The organism is Mycobacterium lacus (assembly GCF_010731535.1).
GTDB classification, from domain to species: Bacteria; Actinomycetota; Actinomycetes; order Mycobacteriales; family Mycobacteriaceae; genus Mycobacterium; species Mycobacterium lacus.
Genome location: NZ_AP022581.1, coordinates 1465886 through 1479700, shown reverse-complemented (window position 1 = coordinate 1479700; position 13815 = coordinate 1465886). Strand labels below are relative to the sequence as shown.

General features: G+C 65.8%; 7 protein-coding genes and 1 pseudogene. 7 read left to right on the top strand and 1 reads right to left on the bottom strand.

Annotation, left to right across the window (positions count from 1 at the left end; genetic code table 11):
* Position 1 precedes the first annotated feature (1 nt).
* The 3 genes from G6N24_RS06850 (at position 2) to G6N24_RS06840 (ending at position 9872) form a co-directional block, all read left to right on the top strand.
* Positions 2–1459, top strand: a complete 1458-nt coding sequence (locus G6N24_RS06850) for a condensation domain-containing protein (protein WP_269151271.1) — start codon at positions 2–4, stop codon at positions 1457–1459.
* 616 nt (positions 1460–2075) lie between these two features.
* Positions 2076–8369, top strand: coding sequence for a sulfolipid-1 biosynthesis phthioceranic/hydroxyphthioceranic acid synthase (gene pks2 / locus G6N24_RS06845; RefSeq protein ID WP_407938699.1), 6294 nt, complete (start codon positions 2076–2078; stop codon positions 8367–8369).
* Between the two features lie 141 nt (positions 8370–8510).
* Entirely contained in the window at positions 8511–9872 is a 1362-nt protein-coding gene (locus G6N24_RS06840; RefSeq protein ID WP_232070707.1) for a condensation domain-containing protein, read from the top strand.
* A gap of 384 nt (positions 9873–10256) precedes the next feature.
* On the opposite strand, the pseudogene G6N24_RS06835 reads toward G6N24_RS06840, so the two are convergent.
* Positions 10257–10769, bottom strand: a pseudogene (locus G6N24_RS06835) (transposase); the annotation flags it as partial.
* A gap of 113 nt (positions 10770–10882) precedes the next feature.
* Between G6N24_RS06835 and G6N24_RS24270 the strand changes: the two are divergent.
* Genes G6N24_RS24270 through G6N24_RS06820 form a run of 4 tightly spaced genes read left to right on the top strand, consistent with a single transcriptional unit; the run spans position 10883 to position 13794 of the window.
* Complete coding sequence (locus tag G6N24_RS24270) at positions 10883–11224, top strand: site-specific integrase (protein ID WP_232070706.1); 342 nt, start codon at positions 10883–10885, stop codon at positions 11222–11224.
* A complete protein-coding gene (locus G6N24_RS06830) occupies positions 11221–11811 on the top strand; it encodes a tyrosine-type recombinase/integrase (protein ID WP_232070705.1) in 591 nt (196 codons plus the stop codon). Before G6N24_RS24270 ends, G6N24_RS06830 begins: the two co-directional genes overlap by 4 nt.
* On the top strand, positions 11805–12896 hold the full coding sequence (locus tag G6N24_RS06825; protein WP_163745440.1) for a hypothetical protein: 1092 nt from the start codon (positions 11805–11807) through the stop codon (positions 12894–12896). The genes G6N24_RS06830 and G6N24_RS06825 overlap by 7 nt, the downstream gene beginning before the upstream one ends.
* Positions 12871–13794: a tyrosine-type recombinase/integrase gene (locus G6N24_RS06820; protein WP_163745439.1), complete on the top strand. Its 924-nt coding sequence runs from the start codon at positions 12871–12873 to the stop codon at positions 13792–13794. Before G6N24_RS06825 ends, G6N24_RS06820 begins: the two co-directional genes overlap by 26 nt.
* Positions 13795–13815: the final 21 nt, after the last annotated feature.

The following is a 13815-nucleotide window of genomic DNA, read 5'->3' as shown; positions in this document are numbered from 1 at the left end:
CTTGGGCCATCTGGGTCTGGAGACCGTCGGCAACTGGGTTCCGGCCCCTGGGTGCGTCTGGCTATGGCAGCCCTCGCCAAGCTCGCTCGAGAAGGCACGGCAAGCGCCGAAAAGTGCCGTGCCACCGAGCTATATCCAAGCCAGGCACCTGCGTAGTTATCGCGATCAAGCGGCGCAGGGCCGGGACCTGTCGCGGCTCGTGGTCGCCGCCTTGGACATTCGCGGTCAGTGCGACATCCGCGCCATGACGTACGTCATCAATTCGCACCTGCGCCGGCATGACACGTATCGCAGTTGGTTCGAATTCACCGACGCCGGCCACATCGTCCGGCACACGATCAGCGATGCCGCTGATATCGAGTTGATCCCGATCGAGCATGGCGACATGGCGCCGAAACAATGGCAGGACTACATACTGGCCACGCCGGGTCCGTCGGAGTGGGATTGCTTCAGGTTCGCCATTATTCAGCGTGACGACCACTTCACACTGTGTATCAGTGTTGATCATCTCCACGTCGATGCGATGTTCATCAGCGCCGTGTTCTTCGAGATCCAATCGATGTACGACGCCCTGATGGATGGTCACGGCCCCATCGCCCTGCCCAGCGCCGGCAGTTATGACGAGTACTGCCTGCGCGAGCGCGCATACACCTCGGCGTTGACGTTGGAGTCCCCGGAGATACGGCAGTGGATTGAATTCTTCGAACGCAACGGGCGCGCCCTTCCTGCCTTCCCGTTACCGATGGGTGACACATCGCTGGTGGCCACTGGTGAGTTGCTGTCGCTCCAGCTCATGGACGCGCGCCAAACCGCCCGATTCGAAGCCGCCTGCATGAGCGCCGGCGCCCGGTTCAGCGGTGGTGTGTTTGCGTGCGCTGCGCTGGCCGAATACGAACTCACCGGCTCGGAAACCTATTACGCGGTCACTCCCACCAGCACCCGCAGCACTCCGGCGGAATTCATGACCACCGGTTGGTTCATCGGCCACATCCCGTTCGCCGTCGGAATCGGGCCCTCCTTCGCTGAGACGGCCCGTAACGCTCAAATGTCCTTCGATGAGAGCGCCCATCTGGCCAACGTGCCTTTCGAGCGGGTGCTGGAACTGGCGCCCTGGCTGAACAAGACGCCGCCTGGAGGCGGCTTTCCCATGCTGTCATTCCTCGACGCGGGCGTGCCGCCGCTTTCTGCCGTCATCGCCATGCAGCTGGACCGCATGAACGCCAAGGTCTTCAGCGACGGCAGGATCGCCGCCCGGGTATGCATGTGGGTCAACAAGTTTCAGAACGAAACCACCGTCACCGCGTCCTTCCCGAATAATCCGATCGCCCATGAATCGGTGGCGCGGTACCTGCAAGAAATGAAATCGGTCTACGTTCGCGTCGCCGAGGGTCTCATCGACCGGCCGAGTGAAATCGCCGTCGGCCGCAACGGCGCTCAGCTTCAATGGCAAAGGCTCTAAGCGACTCTGATCACGCTGCATTTGCAACTCGGCCGACGAATTTCTCGAATTCATGCATGCACGGACAGCGAAAGGCGTAGCCTGCACGGCGATCCGCAGTTGGGCAAGCCGCGTACCGTTGGTGAGCCCCACAATTCAGCTACCCGTATTTCCCAGTTGAGGAATTCTACTGCGGCGGCGGCCGATAGCTAGTGACGTTCGCGCAACCGGGCCGCAACCAACCCCCACCCTCAGACCCGCGACGGCAAACCCAGGAAGATCAATCTCGGGCCCAGCGGCTCCCAGCACCCTCGGGGGCTCGCCGGATGCGGCGTGGCGTGCGCGATGACATGGCAAGACGCTATTGACCGACGGATCAATCATGGCCGTCACAGGGACGTAACTTGCGCGAGCGTCAGCAACTTTTTTTGTACGTCCGCACGATTTTTCCACGCGCGCAAGGCCAAGCCGCTACGCTCTGATCACGCCACGTACTTAAGGTTGGCTTCGATGGGGGTCAGTGAGTTCTGCGCGCTGGTTGCTGCAGTTTGTTCCCGGCACGTACCGAGTTTCGACGATGTTCCTCGAAGCGCCCATAAGACCGCGAAGCCAGTGATAAGAACTTGGAAGCATACGTATGGAGAGAAGAAGAACCGTGGATAAGACGCGCGTAACGCCGGTTGCCGTCATCGGTATGGCGTGCCGGCTACCGGGGGGCATCGACTCCCCTGACCGCTTCTGGGAGGCGTTGCTGCGTGGCGACGACCTGGTCACCGAGATCCCCCCTGACCGCTGGGACATCGACGAGTACTACGACCCCGAGCCCGCCGTGCCCGGACGGACGGACTGCAAATGGGGCGCGTTCCTGGATAACGTCGGCAACTTCGATGCTGAGTTCTTCGGGATCGGCGAGAAGGAAGCGACCGCGATCGATCCGCAGCACCGCTTATTGCTGGAAACCTCCTGGGAGGCCATGGAGCACAGCGGTCTGACACCGGACTTGATGGCCCCGCGGACCGGGGTTTTCGTGGGGTTGGTTCATACCGACTACCTATTGGTGCACGCCGACAGCCATAGTTTCGAGGGACCGTACGGGAATACCGGCACCAATGCCTGCTTCGCGTCCGGGCGGGTCGCTTACGCCATGGGACTGCACGGTCCCGCGGTCACGTTGGACACCGCATGTTCTTCCGGCTTGTACGCAATCCACCTGGCCTGTCGCAGCCTGAACGACGGCGAAAGTGACATTGCGCTGGCGGGCGGTGTCTACGTAATGCTGGAACCGCGGAGGTTCGCGTCGGGCTCGGCGTTGGGCATGTTGTCTGCGACCGGGCGTTGTCATGCGTTCGACGTCGCGGCGGACGGTTTCGTCTCCGGCGAGGGCTGCGTCATGCTGGCCTTCAAGCGGTTGCCGGATGCGTTGGCCGATGGTGACCGGATTCTGGCCGTGATCCGGGGCACGGCCGCCAACCAGGACGGCCACACCGTCAACATCGCGACGCCCTCGGTGGATGCGCAGGTCGCGGTGTATCGGGCGGCGTTGGCTGCGGCCGGTGTGGACGCCGGCACCGTCGGGATGGTCGAGGCGCACGGCCCCGGCACCCCGGTGGGTGACCCGATCGAATACGCCAGCCTGGCCGAGGTGTACGGCGTCGACGGCCCCTGCGCGCTCGCATCGGTGAAGACCAATTTCGGGCACACGCAGTCGGCCGCCGGAGCGCTGGGGCTGATGAAGGCGGTCCTGGCCCTGCAGCACGCAGTCGTGCCACAGAACCTCCACTTCACTGCGCTGCCCGATCAATTCGCCGAGATCGAGACCAATCTTTTTGTGCCGCAAGAGGTTACCCCGTGGCCCACGACCGACCATCAGGCGCCCCGACGCGCGGCGGTGTCGTCGTACGGCATGACGGGGACCAATGTGCACGCCATCGTGGAGCAAGCCCCGGAGCAAACCCGCGCAGCCGCGCAAACCACCACGGGCGTCGAGGGCGCGCTGCTGTTCGCGCTGTCATCCAGCTCCGAGGACGCTCTGCGCCAGACCGCGGCGCGGCTGGCCGACTGGGTCGACGCCCAGGGCCCGGACCTGTCGGCCTCGGATTTGGCCTACACCCTGGCTCGGCGGCGCGGACACCGGCCGGTGCGCACCGCCGTGCTGGCCAGCAGCACCACCGAACTGACCGCGGCGTTGCGCGAGGTCGCCACCGGGGATACCCCCTACCCGCCCGCGGCCGGCCACGACGACCGCGGACCGGTCTGGGTGTTCTCCGGGCAGGGCTCGCAGTGGGCGGCGATGGGCGCCGAGCTGCTGACCACCGAGCCCGTGTTCGCCGCCACCGTCGCCGAGATTGAGCCGCTGATCGCCGCGGAGTCCGGCTTCTCGGTGACCGAGGCGATGACCGCACCCGAGGTCGTCACCGGCATCGAGCGGGTGCAGCCCACCCTGTTCGCCATGCAGGTGGCGCTGGCGGCCACGATGAAGTCCTACGGCGTGCAGCCGGGTGCGGTGATCGGCCACTCCCTGGGTGAGTCCGCGGCCGCCGTGGTCGCCGGGGCGCTGTCGCTCGCAGACGGGGTGCGCGTGATCTGCCGCCGCTCCACGCTGATGACCCGCATCGCCGGCGCCGGGGCCATGGCATCGGTGGAACTGCCCGCCCAACAAGTGTTTTCGGAGCTGATGGCGCGCGGCGTCGATGACGCCGTGGTCGCGGTGGTGGCCTCCCCACAATCCACCGTGATCGGCGGGGCCACCCAGACGGTGCGCGACCTGGTGGCCGCCTGGGAGGAACGCGACGTGATGGCCCGCGAGGTGGCCGTCGACGTGGCCTCCCACTCCCCCCAAGTCGACCCCATCCTCGACGAGCTCGCCGAGGCGCTCACCGACCTCAGCCCGCTAACCCCGCAAGTCCCCTACTACTCGGCGACCTCGTTCGACCCGCGCGAGGAACCCTACTGCGACGCCTACTACTGGGTGGACAACCTGCGCCACACCGTGCGCTTCGCCGCCGCGGTACAGGCCGCCCTCGAGGACGGCTACCGGGTCTTCACCGAGCTGACCCCCCACCCCCTGCTGACCCACGCGGTCGATCAGACCGCCCGCAGCCTCGACATGCCGGTCGCGGCGCTGGCCGGCATGCGCCGCGAACAACCACTACCCCACGGGCTGCGCGGACTGCTCGGCAACCTCTACGCCGCCGGCGCCGCGCTGGACTTCTCCGTGCTCTACCCCACCGGCCGGCTGATCGACGCACCGCTGCCCGCATGGAGCCACCGACGCCTGCTCATCGACGACACGACCGATCGCGTCGCCCATGCCAATACCGTCGCCGTGCACCCGTTGTTGGGCTCCCACGTGCGGCTACCCGAGGAGCCGGAGCGCCACGTGTGGCAGGGCGAGGTCGGCACCAAGGCACTGCCCTGGCTGGCCGATCACCAAATCCACGGTGCGGCCACCCTTCCGGGGGCTGCCTACTGCGAGATGGCGTTGGCCGCGGCGCGCACCGTGCTCGGCGAGGCGTCCGAAGTCCGCGATGTCCGGTTCGAGCAGATGCTGCTGCTTGATGACGAGACCCCCATCGCCGTCACCGCAACGGTCGAGGCGCCCGGCGTCGTCCCGTTCACGGTGGAAACGACCCAAGACGGCGAACGCGCGCGCAAGGCCTCCGCGGTGCTGCACGCCGCCGAGGACGACGACCGACCACCCACGAAGGACATAGCCGCCCTGCTGGCCGGCCATCCGAACCCGACGGAAGGCGAAGATCTTCGGCAAGAGTTCGACATGCGCGGCATCCAGTTCGGTCCGACCTTCACCGGCCTGGCGACCGCCCACACTGCCCAGGAGACTGGCGGCACCACCGTCCTGGCCGAGGTCAGCATGCCCGGCTCGATCCGCTCCCAACAAGGCGCCTACGGCGTACATCCCGCACTGCTGGATGCATGCTTCCAGTCGGTGGCGGCCCATCCCAGTATGCGCAATGCCGGTAACGGCGGCCTGCTGTTGCCCCTGGGCGTTCGCCGGTTACGTGCCTACGGCCCGGCGCGCCACGCCCGCTACTGCCATACGACGGTGACCGCGTGCGGCTTGGGCGCGGAGGCCGACCTCGACGTGCTGGACGAACACGGCACCGTCCTGTTGGCCGTGCGCGGCTTGCAAATGGGCACCGGCGTCTCGCAAAGCAGTGAGCGTGATCGTGTCTTGAATGAGCGCCTGCTGACCATCGAATGGCAGCAGCGCGAGCTACCCGAACAAAGCCACGCCGAGCCCGGCACCTGGCTGCTGATCAGCACCTCTGACGCCGCGGACCTGATGGCCACCGAGTTGACCGACGCACTGAAGCTGCACGACGCGCAGTGCACGACCATGTCCTGGCCGCAGCATGGCGACCATGTCGCCCAGGCCCAGCGCCTGCGCGCGCGGTTAGAAGCCGGCAGGTTCACCGGTGTGGCGGTGGTCACCGCGCCGCAGAATGGCAACCCCGACGAGGAATCCCCCGTCCGTGCTGGTGCGTACGTCAAGCATGTGGTGCGCATCGCCCGCGAGTTCGCCGAAATCGTGGGCCAGGCACCGCGGCTGTATGTCGTGACCAGAAACGCCCAGACCGTGCTGGCCGACGACCGCGTCAATCTCGAGCAGGGCGGACTGCGGGGGCTGCTGCGGGTGATCAGCGCCGAGCACCCACATTTGAAGGTCAGCTACATCGACGTCGACGAGCACACCGGCGCCGAGCAGGTGGCGCGGCAACTAGTGTTGGCTGCCGAGGAAGATGAGACCGCCTGGCGCAGCGACGAGTGGTACACGGCGCGGTTGTGCCCGGCTTCGCTGCGCCCCGAGGAGCGCCAAACCACCGTCGTTGACCACGAGCGGCACGGCATGCGACTGCAGATCCGGACCCCCGGCGACCTGCAAACCTTGGAGTTCGCGGCGTTCGACCGGGTCCCGCCGGGCCTCGGAGAGATCGAGGTCGCGGTCAGCGCGTCCAGCATCAACTTCGCCGATGTGTTGGTCACTTTCGGCCGCTACCAGACCCTCGACGGGCGCCAACCGCAGCTGGGCACCGATTTCGCGGGCGTGGTGACCGCGGTCGGGCCCGATGTGACCAACCACAAGGTCGGTGACCGTGTCGGCGGCATGTCCCCCAACGGCTGCTGGTCCACGTTCGTCACCTGTGACGCCCGCCTGGCCGCCACCCTGCCAGAAGGGCTGACCGACGCTCAGGCAGCGGCGGTAACCACGGCGAGCGCCACCGCATGGTACGGACTGCAGGACCTGGCGCGAATCAACGCCGGCGACAAGGTGTTGATCCACTCCGCCACCGGCGGGGTGGGCCAGGCGGCGATCGCGATAGCGCGCGCCGCCGGGGCCGAGATCTTCGCCACCGCGGGCAGCGAGAAGCGTCGGCAAATGTTGCGCGACATAGGAATCGAGCACGTCTACGACTCACGCAGCGTCGAGTTCGCCGAGCAGATCCGCCGAGACACCGACGGCTACGGCGTCGACATCGTGCTCAACTCCGTCTCCGGCGCCGCGCAACTGGCGGGGCTCAAGCTGCTGGCCCTCGGTGGACGCTTCGTCGAAATCGGCAAGCGCGACATCTACGGCGACACCAAGCTCGGGCTCTTGCCGTTCCGGCAGAATCTCGCGTTCTTCGGTGTCGACCTGGGGTTGATGTCAATCAGTCACCCCGCTGCGGTGCGCGAGTTATTGGCCACGGTGTACCGCTTGACGGCCGAGGGTGTGCTGCCGAAGCCCGAGAGTACCCATTACCCGCTGACCGAGGCGGCCACCGCAATCCGGGTGATGGGTGCGGCCGAACATACCGGCAAGCTCATCCTCGACGTCCCGCATGTCGGCCGCAGCAACGTCGTGCTACCTCCCGAGCAGGTCCGGGTCTGCCGCGGCGACGGTTCCTACCTCATCACCGGTGGCCTGGGCGGGCTGGGTTTGTTCCTGGCCGAGAAGATGGCGAGCGCCGGCGCCGGGCGCATCGTGCTCAGCTCGCGCTCCCAACCCAGTCAAAAGACATTGGAGACCATCGAACTAGTCCGGGCGATCGGGTCTGACGTGGTGGTCGAGTGTGGCGATATCGCCCAGGCCGGCACGGCTGAGCGGTTGGTGGCCACGGCGACGGCCACCGGGCTGCCGTTGCGTGGCGTGCTGCATGCGGCCGCCGTGGTCGAGGATGCCACGTTGGTCAACATCACCGCGGAGCTTATCGAGCGTGACTGGGCGCCCAAGGTATACGGCGCCTGGCATCTGCACGAGGCCACCGCGGGCCAGCCGTTGGACTGGTTCTGCTCGTTCTCCTCGGCGGCGGCCCTGGTGGGCTCACCGGGTCAGGGCGCCTATGCGGCGGCCAACAGCTGGCTGGACGCCTTCACCCACTGGCGCCGGGCCCAGGGCCTTCCGGCCACCTCGATCGCCTGGGGCGCCTGGGGTGAGATCGGTCGCGCCACGAAGTTTGCCGAAGAAGCCGGCGCTGCCATCGCCCCCGACGACGGCGCCTACGCCTTCGAAGCGCTGCTACGGCACGACCGCGCCTACACCGGCTATGCCCCGATGATCGGATCACCATGGCTGAAGGCCTTTTCGCAGCGCAGTCCGTTCGCGGAAATGTTCCAGTCCATGGGGCAAAACCGTTCGGGCACGAGCAAGTTCCTCGCCGAGCTCGACGAGCTGGCACAGGACGAGTGGCCCGCCCGGCTCCGGCGGCTGATCTCCGAGCAAATCGGGCTAATCCTGCGCCGCACCGTCGACGCCGACCGTCAGCTCACCGAGTACGGCCTTGACTCACTGGGCAGCCAGGAACTGCGCATCCGCATCGAAGCCGAGACAAAGATACGCATTACCACATCCGACATCTCCACCGTCCGGGGTTTGGCGGACCTGCTTTACGACAAATTGACATCAAAACGCGACATTGCAGCACCCTCATGAGGTAGGAATGGACCTAAGCGCCAGCTGCGCTGCAGGGGCCAGGAATGAGGAGGGACCGTGATCATAGGTGGGGGCTCAGCCGATGTCACTCTGAGTGTGGGAATAGTCCATGACTGGGAGCCTGGAGCAGGTTCGGTCGCGGTGTGGCAGCCAACACCTGCCTCGATTGCGAAAGCTCGGCAAGCGCCGGCAGTTACGGCGCCGCCCAGCTTCGCGCAAACCAGCCATTTGCGTGGCTATGTCGAATTCGAGGAGCGCGGGCTCGATTATTCACGGCTGGTCATGGGCTCCTGGGACATGTCTGGTAGGTGCGATATCCGGACCATGACTCATGTCATCAACTCGCACCTTCGCCGCCACGATACCTACCGCACTTGGTTCGAGTACAAGGACGCCAATAATATTATTCGGCATAAGATCCAAAACCCCCGCGACATCCAGTTGGCTCCGGTTCACCTTGGTCAGTTGACGCAGCCTGAATGGCGAGACTTCGTGCTGTCCACGCCGGATCCGCTGCAGTGGGACTGCTTCAGATTCGGCTTGATTCAGTACGAGAATCACTGCACGTTCTTTGCGATTGTCGATCACCTCCACTGCGACCCAGCGTTGATCACCGGGCTGTACGTGGAGGTTCTGACGAACTACCAGTCGCTGGTAGCGGGCAAACCGCCCGTTGCGTTGCCGGCCACGGCCAGTCATGAGGAATTCTGCATACAGGAGAAGGCCTACGCGGACACTATGACCTTGGATTCCCCCGAGATCCGCAAATGGATCGAGTTCGCCGAGAGCAACGGCGGAGGCATGCCCGACTTCCCATTGCCCCTCGGTGACCAGTCAGTTCACTGCGGCGGCGACATCATCGTCGAGCGGCTGCTGAATCCAGAGCAAACAGCGAAATTCGAAGCCAACTGCATCGCAGCGGGCGCCCGATTCAGCGGCGGTTTGTTTACCTGCGCGGCGTTGGCGCACTACGAATTGACCGGTCAGACAACCTACTATGGGCTTACTCCCTTCGATAAGCGGAGTTCTCCCGCCGAATACATGACAATGGGCTGGTTCACTGGCATCGTCCCGTTCACCGTGCCGATTGACCCGGACTCATTCGACGAGACCGCCCGTGCGGCTCAGGCGTCATTCGACGACAACCTAGACCTCGCGAAGGTGCCTTACCATCGCGTACTGGAATTGGCGCCCTGGCTGAAACCACATGGCCCACAATTCACCATGATGAACTACATGGACGCTGGCCTTCCTCCCCTTTCCGCGATCGTCGCCACCGCATTGGCGGGGCGGAATGCAACCGCCTACGATGACGGCAAAAATCCGGCTTACCTGTATTTTTCGGTGATCCGACTCTTCGACGAGATATCCATTATGGCGAATTTCCCGAACAACCCGATTGCCCGCGAGTCCGTGTGCCGTTACGTGGACGTTCTCAAGTCCGTGTATGAACGGGTTGCCGAAGGCCGCCACACTGCCGCGGCAGTTCAAGTAGCGCGATAGGAATCGACGCAGTCTAGTCCCAGCCGTAACGACGGAATGGCAGCGGTAACGCGAGATTAGGCGCTGCGTTGACCTCACCCTGCGCCCCAGCGCAAAGGCGGGTTTGCCTCTCAAATTGTGATAGAAGTCACGGCAATCTTGATACCGACGCCGCCACCATTGGTATCGACGCAGGACCGGAGGGGACGAAGTATATAGCGTCGGCGTGCCCCATGTGAGTGTATTCGTCAAATTCGACCGGTTTCGCACACTTCCGGGGCTCCTTGGCGGCGAGGCCCGGGGCGAACAGGTATCGATCGCCCGCGTGTGAGTCGCCCCGGTAGCCGCGCTCAGCAAAGCTGGTAAGTACTGCCCTCAGCCAACACCCACCAACCGCGCATCACGTCATCGAGTCAGCGCCTGCCAATCTTCCGCCGCCGCAGGTTGACCTGCAGGTTTGCCAGCGACCCTTGGTGAGTTCGCTGGAACTTGCGCGCAAGCTAAGGGCGGCCGGGCTGCCCGTAGTTCTTCCATGGAGAACATCGGAGAGGTAGCGGCGGGTGACCTGCCATTCGTCGTGGGCTTCGATGACCACCGCGGTGGCCAACCGCAAGAACGCCGCCGGTTGGGAAAAATCTCCACGACATCGGCCCGGCGTTTGATCTCCTTGTTCAAGCGTTCGATCGGATTGTTTGACCAGATCTTTTGCCAATGAGCCTTCGGGAACGCAGTGAATGCCAGCACGTCGGTCTTGGCCTCACCCATCATCGCGGCCACCTTCGGGAAGCTGGCCGCCAGAGTGTCAGCCACCCGGTCCCACTGGTCAGCGACATCGGCGGGGTCGGTGTGGGCGAAGATCGTCTTGACCGCCGCGGTGACCGCCGGGGCATGCTTGGCCGCCACCGCGGTGTGCAGGTTATCCGTTAACCGGCCCTCGTCGGGGCGACACGCTCGGTGCATGTGAGGTCCCACCAGTGAGGCGTTTGGGCGTTGACACTGGAGGTCGGTGGCTTTCCGCGTGGGAGGTGCCGATGGGGCTTCGGGTAGCCGGTGACGGAGACGTTTTCTTGCTTGCCGCGGATGCCGCCGCCGGGCAGAGCGACGACGTCGCAATGGTGAATCGGTTTCTGGCGCACCTGAAGGGTAGGAACTTCGCCCGCGCGACGCGGCGCGCATATGCGTACGACGTGTTGAATTTCCTGCGGTTCCTCGCCGGGCACGGCATTGGTCTGGCCGAGGTGCGGCCGCCCGACTTATTCGACTATCTGGACTGGCAGACCCAGCCCAAGCGCACCGCGGGTTCGACAGTGGTCCGGTTATGCGAGCGGCGGGCGCTGCCCCAGCGACGCAGAATCGGCGCATTGCCGCGGTGAGAGCACTGTTCGAGTTCGCGGAGATCACCGGCATGGTGACGACCAGCCCGGTGCCGGCTCCGCGGCGCACCAGTGGGCTTCGGGCACGTCGGGGCCCGCTGGGGCATATCCCGGCTCGTCACCGCAGACCGGGCGGTCGGCTGGTGCGGCAGCAACAGCTACTGCCGGAAAGCCTTGAACTGGCCGAGGTTGAGGCGTTCCTGGCCGATCTGGGCACCCATCGCGACCGTGCCATGGTGCTGCTGATGCTGCTTGGCGGACTGCGCGCCGCTGAGCGGCCAGCGGATTGCGCGACCGAGCAATGCTTCGTTGTGCTGCGTGGGCCGACCGTGGGACAGCCGTTGACCGAGGCGGGGATGCGTCGGATCTTCCGCACCCACCGGGCTCGTTCGGGCGCGGCGCGGGTGCGGCCACACCGGCTGCGTCACACCTACGGAACCCAGTTGGCCGCAGCCGGGATCGATCTGCTGGTGCTGCGGAACTTAATGGGGCACGCCAGCCCCGAGACGACGGGCAAGTACGTGCATCTGTCAGCCGAGACCCTCGCCGCCGAGTACACCGCCGCACGTAAGGAATCGCCATGGTGAGCGTCGCGGCCGCCAACCCGGCCACCGCACCGCTTCGGACGAGCGCGCAGCTGCTCGCGGCCTACGACGACCACGTCGACGCGCTGACAGTAGCCAAGGGTGTGCAGTTCGAACGGCGCCGCGCCGCCCGCCGGTTCCTGCAGCAGCATCCCGACCCGGCGGTGTGGATGCGCCGCCCCACCCCGGCCCGGTTAACCGACCTGCACCGGCTAAAAGCTTGGCCGTTCCTCTCCTGGTGTTTCGTGCACCGGCACCTGGTTCCTGACGTGGAGCTACTGCTGGCCAAGCCCGGCGGGTGCGGGCTGCCGGTTGAGTGGGCCGCCCACGAGCCCGACAACTTGGCCGCGGTCGCAGAGGCCGCCGCGGTGCTGGGCTGGAGCAGCAACTGGCAGCGGCAGGTCGGGCTGTTGGCTGCCTCGACGATCTGCCTGCACGTGGGAAAGCCCGTGCGGCAGCTGACCGAAGACGACTTCGCTGCCGTGCTCGGACAGCTGGATGGATCAGCCGTGTTGTCGGCCTCGGCGCGTCACCATGCCCGCACCCGGCTGTTCGGCTTGCAGCAGGCCTGCTACCAACTCGGGAGCCTGACCACCCCGCCGCGACAGAGCGGGCCGGTGGCAGTTGGGCCACTTGCGCACGCCGCTGGTGTGCGCCAGCCGCTGATCCGCACGGAGGTGGTCCGCTACGTGCAGACGATCACCACTACGCTGCGCCCCTACACGGTTGCCGGGCGAACCAAGGCGTTGCGGGTGTTCTTCGACCACCTCGCCGACCAGCACCCCGAGGTGACCCGGCTGGAGCAGATCGAACGAACCCGCCACATCGAGCCCTACCTGGCATGGGCCCGGACCCGGCCGTGGCGCGGCAAGAACCGGGAGCGCCGCACCGTCGGCGTGGTCGTGTTCCACCAAGATGTGGTCGACCTGCGCTGCTTCTTCGAAGACATCGCCGGCTGGGGCTGGCCTCGGCGCCGCCGCGGCGGCTGCTGTTCTACGCCGACATCCCACGCACCCCGACGCGCTGCCCCGAGCGCTGACCCCAGACGTCGACCGGGCACTGATGGGTGCCGTCGCCAACCTCGATGACGCATTCGTTCGCACCGGCCTGCTGCTGTTGCGCGCTACCGGTATGCGCGTCGGTGAACTGCTCGACCTGGAACTGGACTGCCTGCTGGACTTCGTTGGGCACGGCACCTGGCTGCGCGTGCCGGTGGGCAAGCTGAACTCCGAACGCATGGTGCCGCTGGACCCCGACACCGTGCAGGTGATCGATGCCTGGATCGCCCAGCGGGGCCGCCAACGTGCGCTGCCCCATCCCCGCGACGGCCGGCTGACCAAGTTCTTGTTCCTCGAACACGGCCGCCGCCCAACGTCATTCCGGCTGCGCAAAGGCCTGCTCGACGCGGCCGCCACTGCCGGGCTGCGCGGCCGCGACGGAAAGCTGCTGCACATCACCCCACACCAGCTGCGGCATACCTTCGGCACCAGCCTGATTAACGGCGGTATCGGGCTGCCCGCGCTGATGGCCCTCATGGGCCACGTCACCCCGGAGATGACACTGCGTTACGCCAAGCTCGCCACGCCCACCATCCGCAGCGCCTACCAAGCGGCGATGGACAAAGTCCGCGCCGGTCAACTGCTCCCCCTGACCGTCGTCAACGCCGCGCCGCCGGTGCCCGACAAAGTCGCCTGGCTGCATTCGGAAATGCTCAAAACTCGTCTCGCGCACGGCTTCTGCGCCCGCCCCAAAGCCGCTGGGCCGTGCCCCTACGCCAACATCTGCGAGCAGTGCGACTTCTTCGTCCCCGACCCAGCGGCCACCACCACGATCAGCGCCCAACTCGACGACATCCGCGCTTTACAGGCCGATGCCCAAGCCCGCGGCTGGGACGACGAAGCTGCCCGCCACCAGCGCGTCGCAGCGAACCTCGATCAGCACCTCCAACGACTACGCCGCAACCCCTCCACCACCCCGCCCTCTTGACCCTGACCACGAAGGCCGGTT

What these genes read in the sequence shown, in the direction of transcription:
- pks2 (WP_407938699.1), top strand. Translation starts at nt 2,076, where the DNA reads ATGGAGAGAAGAAGAACCGTGGATAAGACGCGCGTAACGCCGGTTGCC.
- G6N24_RS24270 (WP_232070706.1), top strand. Translation starts at nt 10,883, where the DNA reads ATGGGGCTTCGGGTAGCCGGTGACGGAGACGTTTTCTTGCTTGCCGCG.
- G6N24_RS06825 (WP_163745440.1), top strand. Translation starts at nt 11,805, where the DNA reads ATGGTGAGCGTCGCGGCCGCCAACCCGGCCACCGCACCGCTTCGGACG.
- G6N24_RS06820 (WP_163745439.1), top strand. Translation starts at nt 12,871, where the DNA reads ATGGGTGCCGTCGCCAACCTCGATGACGCATTCGTTCGCACCGGCCTG.